Consider the following 18,871-nt stretch of genomic DNA (forward strand, 5'->3'; position numbering starts at 1 on the left):
TTGACGAAGCGCACCGGCTTCCGTCAATCCTTACGTGTTTTTTGCACCCGTTACCCTTTCACCGCCATAACCATCCACTCATCAATTTGGATCTTCAGAATTTCACCGCTGTCCGAAAGCTGCAATCCCACATATTGCTGCAAATCTGAGTCAGCACGCAGGAGATATTCCTCCACCCGCTTCACCTGCTCCTCAGAAGCAGCCGTTCTTCGCACCCAAGACGGGAAATCAAAGGTCTTCTTTCGAAGCCGCTCCTTTGCCGCAGTGAAACCGTTCAGGGCAAACCAGCTCTTCCACGTCTCGACACTGTGGCACTCCCCGTGGCTCTCGTCGCGCAAACGCTCGACCTCGTTCACGAAGTGTCCGATCCGTTCGTCCCCTTGCACCACGTTGTCAATCAAGATAAGCTTGCCTCCCGGCTTCAGAACACGCGCCGTTTCCTGTATGAACCGTTCCGCGTGCGGAAAGTGATGCGCAGCGATCCGGCAGGTTACGGCATCAAAGCTCTCGTCCAGAAACGGCAGCTTCTCCGCATCCGCGGACAGAAACCAGACGTTTTCGCAGGATGCCTGTACATGCTTCTGCGCGGCGCCCAGCATCTCCCTAGTGAGATCCGTAGCGAAGACGTATCCCACATGAGGGGCAACCGCCTTCGCCACATGCCCTCCACCCGTTGCTACATCCAGCACAGTCCAGGATGGGTCAGGCACAAGCCATTCCAGCAGGAGTTCCAAATCTTCCCCCTGCGCATGGGAGACGCTGCTCACATATTTTTCGGCATTTTGGCCGAAGACCTGCCGGACGGCTTCCTTCACCTTCTCCTCTTCCATGTTAACCCTCCTCGTTGATAAGCACTTTTTTCCCTCTCATTCGCAGAATAAGCGGAATCGTTACCCAAAGCAAGCCGATAAGTAAGAAGGCCAAGGAAATCGGCTTTTGGAGGAAAATCATAAAGTCACTGTTCGAAATCGTCAGTGCCCGGCGCATGTTGTTTTCCATCATTGGCCCCAGGATCAGTCCAAGCACCATGGGGGCGATAGGGAAGTCATGTTTGCTCAGAAAATAGCCGGCTACACCAAAGCCCATGATTAGCATAAGGTCAAGAATCGAGTACTGCACGGCATAGACTCCAAATACGGAAAACGTAATGATGAGTGGAATCAAATATTTGGCAGGCGTTTCAATGACCTTCGCGAACAGCTTCACCATCGGCATATTGAGCACCAGCAGCATCAGATTGCCGACGAACATACTGGCAATGACCCCCCATGCCAGCTGCGGATGATCGGTAAAGAGCAGCGGGCCCGGTGTAATATTATACATGATAAATGCGCCCATCATGATCGCCGTCGTCCCGGAGGACGGAATTCCCAGCGTCAGCAGCGGAATCATGGCGCCCCCGGCAGCCGCGTTATTGGCGGATTCCGGTCCGGCTACTCCTGCTATTGCGCCTTTGCCGAATTTGCTTGGATTTTTACTCAGCTTTTTTTCCATAATATAAGAGAAGAAGGAGGCAAGAATCGCTCCGGCACCGGGAAGCAAGCCAATGAAAAAGCCCAGGATCGAGCCGCGGGCAATCGGAGCCGCACTATCCTTCAGATCCTGCTTGGTCGGGATAATCCGAGAGATCTTGGCGACTTCGCCGTCATTGCTTTCCCGCTCGAGAATCGTCTTAAAGACCTCGCCCAAGGCGAACATTCCTACGGCAATCGTCAAAAATTCCAGTCCCTGATACAGTTCAGGAATATTATAAGTAAAGCGGGCTACGCCCGACACATTGTCGATTCCGATCGTAGCTAGCAGAAGTCCTGCCGCTGTCATAATCAGCGATTTGGTCATCGATTTGCCGGCCAGTCCGCTGATTGCCAGAAGTCCAAGCACCATTAATGAAAAATATTCGGCCGGGCCGAAGGTAATCGCAACGGCGGAAAGCGGTTGAGCAAGAAAGATCAGGCCTAATAGAGCAACAACCCCTGCGGCAAAGGAACCGATCGCAGCAATGGACAACGCAGCGCCTGCCCGCCCCTGCTTCGCCATTTGGTAACCGTCAAGCGCGGTCACCACGGAAGAGGACTCTCCCGGCGTATTGAGCAGAATGGACGTCGTGGAACCGCCGTACATGGCGCCGTAATATACACCTGCAAGCAAAATGATCGAGCTTGTAGCCGAAGCCTCCGCGCTCATGCCCGCGGTTAAGGTACCGGTGATCGGTATTAGCAGCGCCACCCCGCTCATCGGACCGATTCCGGGCAGGACGCCGACACAGGTGCCGATCAATACACCCAGGAACACGAAGATGAGGTTGTGCCATTGCATCGCAGTAGATAACCCGTTTATCAGAAAATCCATGGTAGTCATTAGAGTTCCCCCTTACGATAGGCCTAACCAAGCCGGTAAGCCTGGAAGCGTGCCGTCCATTACTTCTACAAACAAATAATACACGCCGAACGAAAATCCGCCTGCGATGAGCAGCGTAATCCAAATTTTTCCCCGCTCCATGGTCTGAAATCCAACAAGCAGGAACAGAAATGTCGAGATGACATACCCCAGCTGTTCAATGAATAACCCATACAGCACTGCGGCCGTAAAAATAATTAGAAACCTCTTGTAATCCAGCTTCTCCTTTGTATTCGTCTCCTGCCTATAGCGAAACGTCTCCACAATAAGACGGATACTCAGCAAAATTAAGATAATTCCTAAAATAAGCGGAAACATGTTAGCACCGACATTGCTGCCGTAGGCACTCTCGGAAATTCTTGTGCTCTCGGCAGCAAAGCCTGCCCCCATAGCCAGAAAGACGATTCCGGCGTAACGGTCGAAGCTCTTGCTCATATGGATCCCTCCCTTATCTCTACTGATTCAGAGGAAGAAGTGCGGCTGAGCTGCGCCTCTTCCTCTGATCCTGCCGTATTATTTCAGCATGCCGAGCGGACCGAGAATGTCCTTGATGAGCTTCTCCTGCTGCTCGAGGAATGCCTTAAAGTCGGCGCCATTCTTGTAGCCGTTCTCCCAGCCGTTCGCCTGAAGCTCTTTCTTCCAGTCCTCGCTGTCCGTAAGTGCCTTCAGCTTCTCCTCCCAATACTTCACAGCATCGGCCGGCATATCCTTCGGCCCGAACAGCCCGCGCCAGATAGTGAACTCGGCATCGATTCCCTGCTCTTTATAAGTAGGAATGTCTTTGAACGAACCGGAAAGTCTGGACGGAGCAGATACGCCAAGCACCTTCACCTTGCCGGCCTTGAGGTATTCACCCAAGCCGGAAATATCTGTGGCCAGTACCGTTGCATTCCCTCCCAGCAAAGCGGTCAAGGCTTCGCCGCCGCCGTCATAGGAAACATACTTGATGGCCTTCGCATCCACCCCGGCCTTGACCGCAGGCAGCATCGCGATCAAATGGTCCTGAGAGCCCGGAGCCGAACCCCCTGCCAGCGTAATGCTCTTCGGATCCTTCTTCATATCCTCCATCAGCGATTTCAGATCGTTGTACTTCGAGTCGGCTTTGACAGCGATCGCCCCGTAGTCCTTCGTCAGCTGTGCCAGCGGCGTCAGATCACGGAACGAATAAGGGCTGTTGCCTTCCTTCTTCAGGTTGTTGATAATGATCGGCGAGGAGGGCAAGAACAGCTTGTAAGCGTTGCCTTTATCCTTAGTAACGAATTCCGCCATGCCCACTGCCTGACCGCCGCCCGGCTTGTTCTCTACCGTGATCGTTTCGGAGACCAGCTTGGTGCCCGCAGCTGCCTTGGCGAGTGCACGTGAAGTCAAGTCCAATCCGCCGCCTGCCCCGGAAGGTGCCATGATTGTGATCGGCTTCACCGGATAATTCGATTTCGCTGCTGCCGGAGCTGCATTGCCTTGAGAACCGTTCTTCGCTGTGTCGGCCGGTGCTGTCTTGGCGCCGCATGCGGCGAGGCTTAATGCGACCGCACCTGCTACGAAAGCTGTAACCCATTGCTTTTTGAAATTCATAAGAACCCTCCTGTGCATTTATGTGATAGCGTTTTCATTTGGTTGACGACTTCATCCTAGCACACAAAATTCACAGGTCATAGTTTACGAGCATTTTTTCAATTGTTCCGATTTCCGTCATTTTTATCATATTTTTTACGAAGCGCCGGACTAGGAAACCGCTCTCATTTGGAGCTGAATATGTTATAATCGCACCATTCCCGGATTCCTGTTTAACTACCTAGAGGGGGTGGCCGTTTATTTTATTAAGGACCGTCATTATCATCGTATTCAGCTTTCAGGTGATGCTCAATATCACCCGTCCGCTCATCCCGCTATTGTCTTCGGACATGGGCGCCGGGATGGCCGATATCGGCCTTCTTACGGCAACGTATGCGTTTTTCCCTTTGGTATTAGCCATTCACATTGGCAAAATCGCGGATTATGTGGGGGACCGGCTCCCTGTTATCCTGGGAACGGTCGGCATTACCATAGGAGTCGGTATTCCCTTTTTCGTAACGGAGATGTGGGCGTTGTATGTGTCTCAAGCCATCGTCGGTGTCTCGCAGATCTTTATTAATGTGTCTTTGCAAAATGTCATCGGAAATGCCGCAACCAAGGAAAACCGGGATCATTACTTCAGTATGTTCAGCATGTCCGTAGCCTTGGGCGGTGTCGTGGGGCCAGTGCTGGGAGGGTACCTGGGAGAGCATGTCTCCTATCCGTTCGCCTTCGCCGTTGCCTTTGGGCTCGGACTTATCCCCATCGCCTTCTCCTTCTTCATCCCTAAGCTGGAAAGGAAAAAGCAAGCGACCGGGACCGCTTTCAACGCTATGCAAGGGTCTGTCTTCTCCCTGCTAACGATTCCGCTGCTGCGTAAGGCGCTGTTCTCCAGCGCGCTTGTATTGTATTCGAGGGATATCTTCGTCGCATACTTTCCGCTGTACGGGGAGGAGCTCGGGCTGTCGGCTTCGGTTATCGGCTGGATCATCACGGTGCAGGGCATTGCCATGGTGCTTGTCCGCTTGTTCCTGTCGAGGCTTACAGATCGTGTAGGACGAAGCAATGTGCTGCTCATCTCGATTCTAATGGCCGGTGCAGCCTTTGTCTTGGTACCTGTCTTCGGACAAGTGCCTCTGCTTATGCTCATTAGTGCTTTGATGGGCTTCGGACTCGGCTGCGGACAGCCGCTGTCCATGACGACAACGTATAACGCTTCACCCAAATCCAGAACCGGAGAAGTGCTTGGTCTTCGTCTTGCAACGAATCGGTTATCGCAGATGGCCGCCCCGCTGCTTTTCGGCGCCCTCGGGTCGTGGGCGGGCCTTGTCGCCATCTTTTATATTAGCGGTCTATGCTTGATAGGGGGAGCCGTACTAACCCGGTCGGGCAATGATGAGCTATACCAGGAGGAACGAACATGAGTGGAATCGGGACTAGAGCAATTGTAGAGATCAACCAGGCGGCAAGTCAATTTGAATCGAGCATCGTGCTGTGTATTGACAACAAGTTTATTGACGTGAAAAGTATACTCGGGCTGACCTTTACCCTGATTAGCAATCATGAATATCTCCTCGAGATTCATGGGCCGGATCAGGAAGAGGCGTCGAGAGTGATGGCGGATATTTTCGGAAAACACGGACTTCAAGTGCGCGTTCAGTAATAGTAGTCGCCGCTTATGCAGAGGGGCTGTCCCTTAAGTCCTTGAATATATGACCATCTTATCGTTGGTCGCGGGAAAATACCTTCAGCCTAAGCTTGCACTGAAGCTATTTTCCCACTGACTCGCAGATGAGTCCTATTTTCAAGGAACCTAGGCCAGCTCTTTCGGGGTAGGTAAATGATGAAAACCAAGTAACCTGCGACGGTACACGTCGTCGGGTTACTTTTATTGCCTATGAGATGGACCACTTCTAGAATGAAGAGCAAGACCATCGTCCAACACCTGCACAAACCCGCTCGTTCCGTCCACCCGGATATAGGCACCGTCCTGAATCAATTCAGTAGCCCTCTCGATACCTACCACAGCCGGTATGCCGTATTCGCGGGCGATCACCGACCCGTGAGTCATCATACCGCCCACTTCCGTTACTAGTCCGACAATTGAAGTAAACAACGGAGTCCATCCGGGGTCCGTAAAGGGCGCGACTAATATTTCTCCTGGATTCAGCTTGGCTTCCTCCGGTTGCAGTATGATCCTTGCTACTCCTTCTACAACCCCCGCAGAAACCGGCGTTCCTAACAGTGCCCCTTCCGGAGCTTTCACATCGCGGCGCTTCCCGGTAACGATTTCCCCTTCGCTGGTTATCACACGGGGAGATTTCAGCTTCTGATGGAACTCATGCTGCCTTTTCCTCTCTTCTACGATGTCTTGAATATTGTCGCAATCGGAATAACGGTTTTCCAGCAGTGCGATCATTTCCTCCAAAGAAAAAAAGTAGATATCCTCTTGCTGCACTAATATTCCTTTGGCTACAAGCGCATTCGCTTCCTCTAATATAGCGCGTTTGTATATAGATAAAATTTGAACAAGCAAAAACTTGTGATGCTCCCTCATCCCCAATAGATTGCGGTACAGCTTTACCAAACGGGACACCCATCGTTTTTCAGAAAAGCCGAACTGCGCGACAATCTCCTTTGCTGCCTTATCCGCATCAAGCTCGCCTTGCTTGAATTTCCTGCGATGTTCCCCGTAAGACGCCGTTCGGATGTTGCTGAGAATCATAGGCACGAGCTGCGTCGGATCCTCGCTCCATCGCGGCTTTGTAATATCGATTTCACCAGCGCACCGCATCCCGTATTTCCGCAGAAAACGGGCTAGTTCGTACTGAGCCTCGGCTCCTCCGGGGATCTTGACCAGCTCTTCATAGAAAGTATCGGTGCCTGCTTTTTGCAAATAGGCGACGACTTCAGGATACGATCTGAACTTATCGGCAAGATCGCCTAACTCCAGGCCAATTTCGGTTGTCACATTCCCAGGCAGGGACTTATACAGTTGACTTAACAAAGAAGCGCCGCGTTGATCCCCGACCTTATCTTTCAGCTTCCTTTCGAGAAATCCGGAAGCAATCACTCCCGTGATGAAGTACACGACAATTTTCGATAGGACTCCGGCCAGCATTTGTTGCATACCTTGCCGTATCAGACGAACCCGGTCCGCACCCGAAGCCGCCATGATGCTCTTCTCGATTTCCATAACCGTGTTTTCCATAAATGCTGCAGCGTCTCGAGAAGCCTTCTCGGGCTCTTTAAACAACAAGTTGCTTACCACTTTCGCGGCTACGGGGATGACAATCGGCGCCATTCTCCCCATGACTCGTAATCGATCCCTAATCGGTACGGACACAGCCCGAAATGCATCGCGTTCCATCAACTCCATTACCGCAGATGCCATTAATTCATCCATACCCTTCATAACCTTGAGAATTCTGTTACGAACAGGTTTCATTGTAAGAATACCTGTAACATCGGCAAACGCCCTTCCGCCGGCTTCCCTTATGATAGGATTATCCTGGGATGAAGGATCCTTTTGAAAAAAACTGGGCGCGTAGCTCAAGATCGATATGGCCAACGGCTTCATAGGGTCGGTCATCATTTGTAAGTAACCGAAGTTGATAAATATGTGCAACCGGTCGTCAAAAACAGGCGGTACCGGATAGAGAGACGTAATCGGCCGGCTCTGAAGAATATAAAATTTGCCTTCGGCTAATCCCCACTCGATGTCTTGCTCCGAACCGTAGTAGGCTTCGATTTTCCGACCCCATTCGGCCAGTTCAACAATTTCACCGTCGGACAGAGCTTGCCATTGTTGCTTTTCAGGAGGCACGTCCTTAGTAACGGTCCCTCCTTCGGGAACGGAATAGATCGCGATTTCCTTCTTCGAAATATTCTTCTTGACGATTTTGCCTGAACGAACCTGGTACAAATCAGGTGTAACCAAACCGGATACAAGGGCTTCCCCAAGCCCGAAGCTTGCATCGATGGATAGGGTATGACGTCGGCCCGTAATGGGATCAGCGGTAAACATAACCCCGGAAGCCTGAGGAAAAATCATCTGCTGAACCACAACCGACAAAAACACCAACCGGTGGTTATATCCATTCTTGGCACGATAGGAGATAGCCCGGTCGGTGAACAAGGAGGACCAGCACTTCTGCACAGCGCCAAGCACTTGCTCCAGCCCGCGCACGTTCAAAAAAGTATCCTGCTGGCCGGCAAACGAAGCTGTCGGCAAGTCCTCCGCCGTAGCACTGGATCGAATGGCATAGGCTTTCCCCTTGCCCATGTGTTCCCACGCTTCGGCAATGGACGATTTTATATCTTCAGGAATAGATAAAGAGGCAAGATGATCACGAATCCGTTGTCCCCATAAACGAATTTGTACCAAGTCATCATGAGCGACCCGATCCAGCCGATCGAATAGTTCGTCCATCTCTTTACTGGTTTGGATGAACTCGCGATATGCGGCAGTGGATACGCAAAATCCTTGAGGAACGGGCAGCCCCGCCTTAGTCATTTCCCCAAGGTTCGCGCCTTTTCCGCCCACATAAGGCAGATAGGACTTGTCGATTTCATTGAAGCTCAATACATATTTCTCTACCATTGGATACCACCTCATTTCAAGGTTAGCTTTGTTTGTGTCATAGCGGATATCAACAAGCGGTGCCTTTGAATAAAGTGAAGCAACTCTTTCATGCAAAGGAGAGATATGTGTGGCGGGGAAGCAAAGGATAAACCAAGCTATATTTCTCTCGGCGGTCGTTATGCAGGCTTTGCAGCAATACAAGAAAGAGGGAACGCCTGTGCTGCCAAGGGGCTATCGTTATATTGCGGCCCTAGGAGGGAGAGGCCATCCTTATCTTGGATTCATCATCCAGTCTTCTACCAAGGTGATCGTTGCCTTCCGCGGAACGGAAAATATGCAAGATGTACTATCTGATCTAGATTGGCGTCAAGTGAAATATCCTTATGTACCGGCGGGCGGACAAACGCATAGAGGGTTCACTGATCTATATACCAGGGCCGTTAGAGTTATGCTGCTAAAACACCTGCGTAAGCTGTATTCTCCAGGGAAACGTCTGATTATCACAGGTCACAGCTTAGGCGGAGCGCTCGCCACGTTATGCGCCCCTGATGTGACTGCGCATACCGGGTTCAAACGACCTTGGGTCGTTACCTTCGGATCGCCAAAGGTAGGAAACCCCGCATTTGTGGCGGCATTCCACCGAACGGTAGGCGATTCCCTACGTGTCGTCAATACCTCCGACATCGTGCCGCGCTTCCCGCCGTCCACGACTAGCTTAGCATACCGAAATATCAGGAGACCGCTCTACATTCGATTCTCTGCAGTAACTGCTGTAGGGCGGCACAAAATCCGCTCGTATTATCGCGCCTTGGCTGCGCTTTCCCCCGTATATAGCAACAGGATGTGTAAGATGAATCCGCATTTTTGTAACGCATAGTGCTCTACTCGGAACGGGTGGCCACTGCGAGCTAATTCCTTGGATAATCCAGACTCATAATATCCATGAATGATACCTTAACCGTTTCGGCCCCTTTATTTACATGGACCTTACCGGTCCTTGAATCCAAATGTACAATCTGGCCTCGAAGCTGCTCTTCCCAGGCCCAAATGCTTAGCAGCACTTCCGATTTTTCATGAAACGCTTCGGAGATTTGATTTCCTAATTCCTCTAATACAAATTCGTCCCGGGTGGGCCGTTTAGGTATTTTTCCTTTTGCCATTACTGACGTCCTCCTAATTTTTTAATAACAGCCTGTTAAGAGATCGTCAGACCAGACCATTGTAAAGTTAATTTATATAACTACTAGTATACTACCTTACTTCCGGTTACGGATAGGGGCATGATCAACCTTATCCCAACACCATAAAAGGGCTGTTCCTGCCCTTTGCGAAACGAACCATCTACGAGAACGCAGGAGGATGGTCAGATCTTAAGGATGCAGGGAACAGCCCTGATGGACTTGCATAGCATCAATGGGTTGCTATTTCAATCGGTAATTCACGTCCGTTACTTCGGCCTGCAGACGAGCACAGGAATCGGTGAGCCCGGGCGAAATACATACTCGCAAAACATTTCGCCTCCGGATATCGCCGTTTCAAACTGCAGCGGTTCATGTGAGGTGATTCCAGGTGCACAATACGCTTTTTTCTTCAATTCCACTTTCCTCCTTTACTCCTCTATCTGAGAAATCGTCCCATTGGCAAAGTCGATGACGTGAATCCATTCTCTATTCCCAGCTCGATCATAGCTGCGGAACTCAAACGTCCAGACCATTTCGTTCGCCTTCAATTGAATCGGTTCCTTGTACTCGACCCATGGACCGCCATTGGCGCGAGTTTCGATCCGGCTGATTCCAGAGTCTGCATCTGCAGCGGTCAAGGTGATGATAATGCCTTCGACATAGCTGCCATCCGGTGAGAAAACCGGCGCGATGTCAAAGCTCGTCACCGGAGGCGTAACATCGGTTACGTTATAGGTCACAGTAACCGGTATGGATGCGGCCTGCAAGTAATCGACCGCTTCCAGCTTGACTTCATAAGCCCCTAGGGCCGAGGTATTCTCAAACCGAGCCTCTTGCTTACCTGCCGGGATCACCTGCGTATAACCGAAGGTCGATTCACCAGGCTTTCGAAGGGAAACCCGTATAGCCTTCAAATCAGCGTCCTCCGGATCCGTCCAAGTAACCGTTAAGCCTCCTTGAACTGCCAGTATTGCGGTCTGTGTCACGAGCTGAGGAGGAGTATTCACCGGCTTCACAGGTGCCGGTAGCGTAGAACCGATAAGAGTAATACCCTGGGACTCCCTTCCCCCCGTCGCCGTGGATACGAGACGAATTGTATAGGCTTTACCAGGCTCCAGCCCGGTGATAGAAGCAAAGCAGCTGCCGCGCTTCACGGTTTGCTCGCCGGCTGGCGAGGATGCCCCCTGGGCGGTCCAACGAATGGTGACTGCATCAAACTCCACATCGTCTGCTTCCTTCCAGCTTAAGCTGATGGCATTCGTGCCGCCAATGAGACTGACCTCCGATACCCCCTCCTGCACGGCAGGCAATCTGTCGGCTATCATAACAGAAGCTTCGTACGGTTCGGTCATCGGTCTGCCTGCGTAGCTCAGCACCATCGGATCCACAACAACACGGTAGGTTTGCCCTGCAATGAAGGTGCCTTTAATTTTGAATTCCTTCGACAGGATTTCTCCCTCAGGATTCCGTTCCGGCTGTAATGGTTCTACCTGAATGGAGACCGGCGGCACATCCGAACCATACACAGACTGAAGGACTGACACGGTTTCTGTCGTCACTGTTGCCGGCTGCATATAATGGCTGAATCGCAGCAGCAAGAAGCTTGAGCTGTCCTCTCGCCCTTGACTCACCTTCTCAACCTCAGGCGCTCCATGTGAGAAGAGACCTACGTTTACGTCATAATGAGGCGGAAGCACTTGAAGCTCTTGGCTGAAGGCTTCCTCATAGCCGTCTTTACTAAACCTTACCTTCCATAGACCCTCAGGCACATCCCAGGCGTAACGCCCTTCACGATTGGTTGAGAGCGGATTTATCTGTCCGTATAGATTGGAGTCCCAAACCCGCCAAGTTCCATCAGAAGGTTCCCGGAACATCGCCGTGGCAGTTACCCCCTCCAACCGGTTCGACTCCACTGCTTCATAGACGAAACCGCTTGGGTCGTAAATCCAGTAAGGATCCGCGATCGGATCATCATCCGGCGGCGGCTTCGTTGGATCATCCGGTCTGTTCGGATCATCCGGCTCATCCGGCTCCTCAGGATCCTCTTCATCCTTATCACATTGGTCTGCCGCAACACTTGAGTATTCTTCAAAATGATTCTTCAATTGGTCGTATCTGTTCTCCCAGTCATTCATGGCGAGATAACCGACGCCCGTCGTTGTGGCGAGTACAGCTGCCCCGCCAATAAGGCCGATACCGCTGTAAGCCAACGCCATGCCTGCCAGCTGCATCATATACTTGGCGATCAGGATACCGAGCAGCTCCTGAGCCAATTCCTGGGCTTTGTTGACAAACCGTGTTCCCGAGCCGGGAGGAAGGCATTCCGCGCCGGTTACGTTATCCAGGAACGCGTTCATATCATTCATTTTTTGCTGAAAATCGTATCCGTTGAGAACTGCACCGGCCAATCCCAGCCCCGTACCCGCTCCCGGGGTTTTAATATTGATCCAGAAATGCCCACCGAAGTTGACGTACCCGACGACCGGAGGACCGGACAAGGCTTGCGTATCGCCTCCGAATGCCGTGATGATTTCACGCGCCTTCTCAACCGGAACCACAGCGCTAAACTGCGCCGTCGAGCCGCTATAGGAGAATTTCAAATCATATACCTCCGGAGAGCCTGGCGGAACCTGCGGAGGCGTGTAACCCTCTGCCGGCGAATGCCAGAACTGAACATCCACCTTCTCATCCGGATAATCCTTGGAGCTGATGGAGACAGGATTCACATACTGCCTGCCAGGCACCTCAGCCAGCTGGGAGCGCAGTGTGCTTCCGCCGTCCTGAAGCACAACGGCATCCAGCTTTCGCAATTCCGGCGGCATCGATTTTAAGATCTCTTCCTCAGTTGCCGATGCCGCATAAGCCGATTTCTTCACCCCATACGAAAGGGAGATGAGTCCCAGGCTTTGTTGACGGCTGGATTTGATCCCTTCGAAGCGCCCGCTGAGCGGATTTCTTGCCAGAGGCACCTGTTCTCCGGCAACCTTGAGAACAACATTCTCAATCCGCTCCGGCACGTTAAACGCTACGGAGAAGGAAATCGGCGAGCTTGGTACGATACTCATCGGCTGACGCGCAACACCGTTCGATAAATCAGCCGTCATTTGGTTATGGCCGTTCTTCATGACCAGATGCAGAGGAGCGGGCTCGAGCGGATCGTATTTGACGAAGGCCGTCTCGGAATAAGCTTCCTTCTCATCCGTTATTGATTTCGCCTTCAGAGCATGCACATTGGCCTGGGCCTCGGAATCAATCAGCGTTATGGTGCTAAACCAGTACCCGCCTGCCGAGGCGATGGTCTCCGCAACCTGCTGCTGGCCGTCGAATACGAGTATCCGGCTTCCCGGAACCGCACGCCCGTCTACGGTAAACGTCTTCTTCGCCACAACAGACGGTGCCCGCAGGCTAAGCTCCGTTACCGGTATCAGAGCGGATCCAATGGTCTCTACCTTTCGCGAACCGGCGGCTTGATCGAAGCGAATGCCCAGCTCCGCGTTCAGCATATCACTCTTGGCTTCGTCAAGCTGGAGCTGGTAAACGATCGTTCCCTTGCCTCTAGGACCTATTGTTTGAGGCAGCTGCACCTCATGAGTATGTGCCGAAACCGGAACACTTACGGCCGGCTCACCATTCAGCATAATGCTTCCGGCAACTAAAGATGCGCCTGCTGGAATCTGCAGCAGCAGCGTACCATTCACAACCTCCTGATTCGAACCGTTCTCATAGGTGCCTCGAAGCCGGATTCTTGAGCCCTCGGCCACCGGAAGGTCCAACGCCTGCAGGCTGTTCCCTGCAGCGTTCTCGAATATGCCTCCGCTGGTAAGCATAACGGTGCCTAAATCAACGGTCGATCCTTCGATAGCGGCAAACGATTTTTCCGCCCTAAATAATTTTGCGCCGCTATACATGTGAAATACCGCGATGTAATTTCCCGTCCGCGGCAAGCTGCCCCGTATTTTCCCCCAAGCAACGCTCCCGGTGCTAACGATTCTCCCCTTGCCGCCATTCGAATCCGCCTCATATAAATTCATGGTAATCGGGCCGGATGGCAAAGGCTGCTCAGCGGTAAGCGTGCCGGTAAAGGCCGATGCTTCAGCTATACGAATTTCCACACTTGCTTTGTAATCCTCATCCAGCACAAGCGGTTGACAGCTCGTCGCCATGACACCCAAAACATCGATTACGCATGCCTTAAACGCTTGACCGGTATAGCCCGTTGCGACGATCGTATTGGTTGTGCTCCAATGATAGGCGCGTGAATCATTCGGATGATACAAAGCAGGCTGGAAACGGGTGACCAATGGATAATTCAAATCCTCTTTTCTCCATTCCTCTCCGACCCTTTTCGTATACAAATCCACATGAATCTCCGCTCTTTTTTCCTCAAGCAGAACGATATCCCAAGGTATATTCTCCGTGACCGTCACGGTTTGGTCCGGTTTTGCACGAAGGGTTGTATTTCCAGTGATTTGTACTGCATTAACCGTCGTGACACCTAGCGGCAGCCGCGCGGAGTACCTTCCTTGGTCGTCCGTCACCGACACTTCACGAATCCCTTCCTGCGTGAAGGTAACATTAACATTCGGAACGGGAGTCCCATCCGACTTTTTCACCGTACCGTTAATCGTACCGTAACGCACCTCGGGCTGAAGGGTAATCTGCATATTCCTTTTGTTGACATCAACCACAACAGGAGGCATAGGCTGATAAGGCCTTGGCAGCTGTACAGTTACAGCAATTTTCTCACTGACACGGACGACGTCCCGCAGCTCCGTTTCCGCTCCCGGCTTCACACTGGCTACTGCCAGGACGGCTGTAGGGTCGTCGGCACGGGTGATGGTCAACGGCACCGTACGCAGCGGCGCTTCGGGGTCTTGCGTTATCGTTATGCGAAGCGTTGCCGTCATTCGGGCATCAAGCGTCAAATGGTGCTTGACTCCTTTGGCTGCATTGACCTGCAGCAGCTCCCCTAACAGCTCTCCATCGGCTGCGAGGAGGGATACCCGGTAATCCTCCGCATCCGGCAGCGCCATCTGATAGAGGAATTCAGAGTCTACGGCCGATTGCGCTCCCGTACGCTTAGCGTCGCTCCAGGCAATCATACGAGATCCGGCTAACGCCGCCCTGACGTCCTCATTGGCAAGGTTGCCGATCGATACTTGAAGCTGTGCGGAAACGGAAGACGGCAATCCCTCAGCAGCCATAGGAACCATGATTCCCTTGCTGTCCGCAACGCGGCCGACAAGGGAGGTGACCTCGGAAATGCCCTCAGCCAGCTGAAAGCTCCCTGTGTACGAGCCCGGTGCCGCTGTACTCTCCGTCAGGATAAGCTCCGTACTCTCCGCCACGTTCCCCTTCTTATAAGAAACGGTAGCTCCCGCCTGTCTGCCGGGCACCCCGGTAACGGTTACCGATACCGTCCCGCCAAACTTCAACTGCTGCCTTACTGTCATCGGCGCATTCCATTGCACCTTTTGGATCGGCTTCTCCCCTTGGGGCTGGGAGCTGCACTCCACCGGGCATACAGTAAAGGCACCATCAATAAAATAACCCATCGGGTGGCGATGACCGGTATACATGGCAAGGAAAGCAGCCTTACTTCCGTTATTAGACAATGCGCTTGCATAGGAATAGGAGGCCGGATTGCTCGCCTGTTTGGTTTCGCCAGTCGCAATGTCAAGCCATATCAGTCCGTTGGCGTTGGTTACAAAGTTATAAGCGCTTAGCGTAACTCGTTTACCGTCGCCGGAGATGATCGGATCGTCGTACCAATAATCGCCGTTGTTCTCAATGAGAATTCGGCTTTTTTCCTCCCCGCTCGCCAGCCGGTCATACAAATAGATGACGCCGAATTCGTTATACACAACATACCGTCCGTCATCACTAAGGCTGACTTCATCATATCCTGAAGCGAAGGTTTGGGCTTCACTTGGTTTTGCAAGCTCCATGAGGTAGGTCTGACCGCCGCATTCTCCGCAGCCATGCTGAAAAACAATATGCTTGCCGTCACCGGAAATACGAACATATTCGATGTGATACCATTCAGGCGCTTCTTGCAGCACGTTGGAAAGATCCACCTTGGTAACGGCACGGGTTCTGCGGTCATAAATGAAGATATCGAGCGTATCCGGCGTGTCATTCTCTACAAGGTTCGTTGCGTTGGATAGAAAAGCAATCAAGTTACCGTCATCACTAATGGAAGGACTTACGGAAAAATCATTCGGTATCTCCCCATTGGCCAAGGTTAAAGGGGTTAACGCATCCGAACCCGGATGTTTGATGAAAATCTGATATAGGTCATTAAGATCCGCTTGAATGGCCATAACAGAGCCATCCCCGTTAATAATCGGGCGATAAGGATTCATCGCTCCAACCGGGAGAGGAATATGCTGAATGGTATTCTGCACTAGATCCCGTAAATATAACAGCGGATTTCCCGTAGGGAGCGTACCCGGAACCAGATTATCTGCATCGGATAGAAAGAGTGCTTTTGTCCCGTCTCCGCTTAGAGCGATCGAAATCGCATTCCCGTTGCCCGGTACGCCTTCCGCGCTGGCATTGATAAATTGCTGAGTCGAATGAGGGGTACCCGCATCAACGGTTTCTGAATTGGAGGAATTTCCTGCTGCATCTATCGCGCGAACTTGATAATGAAATAAACTGACCGACGGTAAATTGGAATCAGTAAAATGCCGGTCCGTTGTCTCTGTCAGACGGATGTTATCACGGTATATCTCGTACTTCACCGTGTCCGTATCATTCACGGGCGATTCCCAGTTCAATTGGATTTGGTCATTGCCTGAAGTTGTCCATAATACCTTCGACGGGGCCGGAGGAGGAGTTGAATCTTTCCGCACTTGAACCAGATTCGATTCGGAGCTGACTTGACCGTTCAGGGCTGCCGTAGCGGTGAATTTGTACAATTGTTCCCAAACCGTCGGAATGCTAAAGGAGAATTTCCCTTCCGCGTCCGCCAGGGTGGATTCCGTCCTTGCCGGAGAGCTTTGGTATGTAATCCTTACCGTCACCAGCGAGCCGGGTACGGCCGTACCGCTTACCGTCACTGCGTCCCCATTCACGGCTGGCGGCAGCTGATCGAGTGTTGGGGGCGGCGGGGCAGTCAAATAAACCGATCCCGTTACACTTTGCTTCCCCTCATAAACCGACTGCGTTATCGTTGCTTGTGGGCTTAGCTCCTTCAGCCATTCGCCCAGCATCGCTTCCGCTTCCCTGCTGTTCGCATGTATTGCCGTGGGCGGCAATAGCGTAACGGCGAGGGAACAAATCAGCGTGATAGGGATCGACTTGCGGAACCAGCGTTTCCACATCCTAGACTTCATGTTCATCCTCCCATTTGTTATGATACCATCTGTATCATTATATCCGATACAAAAGGTATCGTCACTCGTTTTTTTGCATTTTGTGGCAGATTTCACATAAAGCCCGGTACCGATCCGCGTGTAAAAGAAGGGGCTGTCCCAAAAGTCATCATAGATGACTAAGGGAAGCCTCTTTTTCTCATTTTTGTAAAACAAAAAGAAACCAATCCTTGGTAAAATGGAAGTGTCGAGCAACCATTGAAAGGAGAGGTTTCTTTGTTTATTCAATATACCATGGATCAGCTATGTCTGCCAATAGATTTGGAAATGGACATCCCCCCACGTCACATAGCGCGAGTTATTAATAATTTCATCAATCGTTTGGACGACCGCTTGTTTACATCTGCGTATCCCGGAGGCGGTCGGGATAGCTACCATACGAAGATGCTAACGAAAATCATTGTATATGCTTACTCGCAACTCATTTACTCGTCTAGACAGATCGCTAAAGCTGTACGCGAAAACATCCCATTCATGTGGCTGGCAGGTCGTCAGCAGCCCGACTTCCGCACCATCAATCGTTTTCGTTCCGAGCGGATGAAAGACCAGCTTGAGAAAATCTTTGCAGGAATTCTGCAGCTGCTTGTGGCCGAAGGCTACATCAAGCTGGAGAATTACTTCGTTGACGGCACGAAGATTGAAGCCAACGCAAACCGGTATACCTTCGTCTGGGGAAAGGCTGTCAAGAAACAGAAAGCCAGACTGGAAGAGAAAGTGAAGCAGCTCTTTATTGAGATTGAACAGCAGGAGATTCAGGAAGATAAAGAGCACAACGGCAAGGACCTGCTCGAGCTGGGTGAAGATATCGACCTAACAAGCGAGAGCATGGAGGAGGCTTTAATTATGTTAGAAGCCAAGCTGAAGAGTGAACCAAAGAACAAAACGGTAAAGAAAGCGGTACGGCAGCTGCGTAAGGATTTTGTTCCCCGCCAGCGGAAGTACGAAACTCAGCTTCAGATCCTTGGCGAACGAAATAGTTTCAGCAAAACGGATCCAGATGCGACGTTTATGCGAATGAAGGAAGACCACATGCGTAACGGTCAACTCAAGCCCGGCTACAATGTACAAGTTGGCACAGAGAACCAATTCATCGTAGGTTACTCCCTCCACCAACGCCCGACAGATACACGTTGCCTCATCCCGCATCTTAACAAGGTAAAAGAGACGATTGGTCGCCTTCCTAAAACCGTCATCGCCGATGCGGGCTACGGTGGCGAAGAAAATTACGCGTACCTAGAGAAAGAAAACATGGAAGCGCTCGTGAAATACAATTCCTTTCATAAGGAAGTCTCGAAGGCATGGCGAAACGATGTATCCCGCTTAGAGAACTGGACGTATAAACTGGGTATGCCCAAACGGAAGAACGCTGCATTTTATTAGGGAGAGCAAGAGCAAGACCGATAGTGGCTACGGGGTCAAGCTAAGGATCTACCGGAGTGAGAACTGTGAGGGGTGTCCGTTCAAAGAGAAATGCACCAAGTCTGAACGCAGCCGCGAAATAAGGGTCAGCTTGGAGTATCTTCGCTACAAAAAAGTAGCTAGAGAAAAATTAAGAAGCGAAGATGGACGCAAGCTCTCCGTTCAGCGAATGGTTGAAGTGGAAAGTGTGTTTGGACAAATGAAAAATAACCGGGGATTCCGGAGGTTCCTGCTTCGTGGCCTGCCAAAAGTAAGCCTAGAGGTCGGGTGGCTTTCGCTTGCCCATAATTTGCTTAAGGTGATGGCCACGGAACAAAAAAGACAAGTAGCCGGGCAAGAATGAGCCCTGTCCGGCCATT

At 51.5% G+C, this 18,871-nt stretch carries 11 protein-coding genes and 1 pseudogene; 4 read left to right on the forward strand and 8 right to left on the reverse strand.

Translation table 11 applies throughout. The features are described from left to right. Positions 1-50 precede the first annotated feature (50 nt). The 4 genes from RAC89_RS25935 to RAC89_RS25950 form a co-directional block, all read right to left on the reverse strand. Complete coding sequence (locus RAC89_RS25935; protein WP_306616633.1) at positions 51-830, reverse strand: class I SAM-dependent methyltransferase; 780 nt, start codon at positions 828-830, stop codon at positions 51-53. A gap of 1 nt (position 831) precedes the next feature. Beyond that, the gene (locus RAC89_RS25940; protein ID WP_306616634.1) at positions 832-2,358 is read right to left on the reverse strand and encodes a tripartite tricarboxylate transporter permease; all 1,527 of its coding nucleotides are present in this window, start codon (positions 2,356-2,358) and stop codon (positions 832-834) included. Between the two features lie 12 nt (positions 2,359-2,370). Then, entirely contained in the window at positions 2,371-2,832 is a 462-nt protein-coding gene (locus RAC89_RS25945) for a tripartite tricarboxylate transporter TctB family protein (RefSeq protein ID WP_306616635.1), read from the reverse strand. Positions 2,833-2,910: 78 nt separating this feature from the next. Beyond that, positions 2,911-3,969, reverse strand: a complete 1,059-nt coding sequence (locus RAC89_RS25950; protein ID WP_306616636.1) for a tripartite tricarboxylate transporter substrate binding protein — start codon at positions 3,967-3,969, stop codon at positions 2,911-2,913. A 263-nt stretch (positions 3,970-4,232) separates the two neighbouring features. Between RAC89_RS25950 and RAC89_RS25955 the strand changes: the two genes are divergently transcribed. Further along, positions 4,233-5,372: an MFS transporter gene (locus RAC89_RS25955; protein ID WP_306617794.1), complete on the forward strand. Its 1,140-nt coding sequence runs from the start codon at positions 4,233-4,235 to the stop codon at positions 5,370-5,372. Beyond that, positions 5,369-5,611 carry an HPr family phosphocarrier protein gene (locus RAC89_RS25960; protein ID WP_306616637.1) on the forward strand — a complete coding sequence of 81 codons (243 nt, stop codon included), beginning with the start codon at positions 5,369-5,371 and terminating at the stop codon, positions 5,609-5,611. The genes RAC89_RS25955 and RAC89_RS25960 overlap by 4 nt, the downstream gene beginning before the upstream one ends. Positions 5,612-5,836: 225 nt before the next feature. On the opposite strand, the gene RAC89_RS25965 is transcribed toward RAC89_RS25960, so the two are convergent. Further along, the gene (locus RAC89_RS25965) at positions 5,837-8,551 is read right to left on the reverse strand and encodes a phosphoenolpyruvate synthase (protein ID WP_306616638.1); all 2,715 of its coding nucleotides are present in this window, start codon (positions 8,549-8,551) and stop codon (positions 5,837-5,839) included. Positions 8,552-8,660: 109 nt separating this feature from the next. Between RAC89_RS25965 and RAC89_RS25970 the strand changes: the two genes are divergently transcribed. Next, on the forward strand, positions 8,661-9,410 hold the full coding sequence (locus RAC89_RS25970; RefSeq protein WP_306616639.1) for a lipase family protein: 750 nt from the start codon (positions 8,661-8,663) through the stop codon (positions 9,408-9,410). 31 nt (positions 9,411-9,441) lie between these two features. Here RAC89_RS25970 and RAC89_RS25975 read toward each other — a convergent pair whose 3' ends face one another. From RAC89_RS25975 to RAC89_RS25985, 3 genes are all read right to left on the reverse strand, one after another. After that, positions 9,442-9,693 carry a YolD-like family protein gene (locus RAC89_RS25975; protein ID WP_284645850.1) on the reverse strand — a complete coding sequence of 84 codons (252 nt, stop codon included), beginning with the start codon at positions 9,691-9,693 and terminating at the stop codon, positions 9,442-9,444. Between the two features lie 287 nt (positions 9,694-9,980). Then, positions 9,981-10,127, reverse strand: coding sequence for a hypothetical protein (locus tag RAC89_RS25980; RefSeq protein ID WP_306616640.1), 147 nt, complete (start codon positions 10,125-10,127; stop codon positions 9,981-9,983). Between the two features lie 15 nt (positions 10,128-10,142). Then, positions 10,143-17,054, reverse strand: a complete 6,912-nt coding sequence (locus tag RAC89_RS25985) for an OmpL47-type beta-barrel domain-containing protein (protein ID WP_306616641.1) — start codon at positions 17,052-17,054, stop codon at positions 10,143-10,145. A gap of 255 nt (positions 17,055-17,309) precedes the next feature. Between RAC89_RS25985 and RAC89_RS25990 the strand changes: the two are divergent. Continuing rightward, a pseudogene (locus RAC89_RS25990) lies at positions 17,310-18,855 on the forward strand (IS1182 family transposase). Positions 18,856-18,871 lie beyond the last annotated feature (16 nt).

It is taken from the genome of Paenibacillus sp. GD4 (assembly GCF_030846225.1).
GTDB lineage: Bacteria > Bacillota > Bacilli > Paenibacillales > NBRC-103111 > Paenibacillus_G > Paenibacillus_G silviterrae.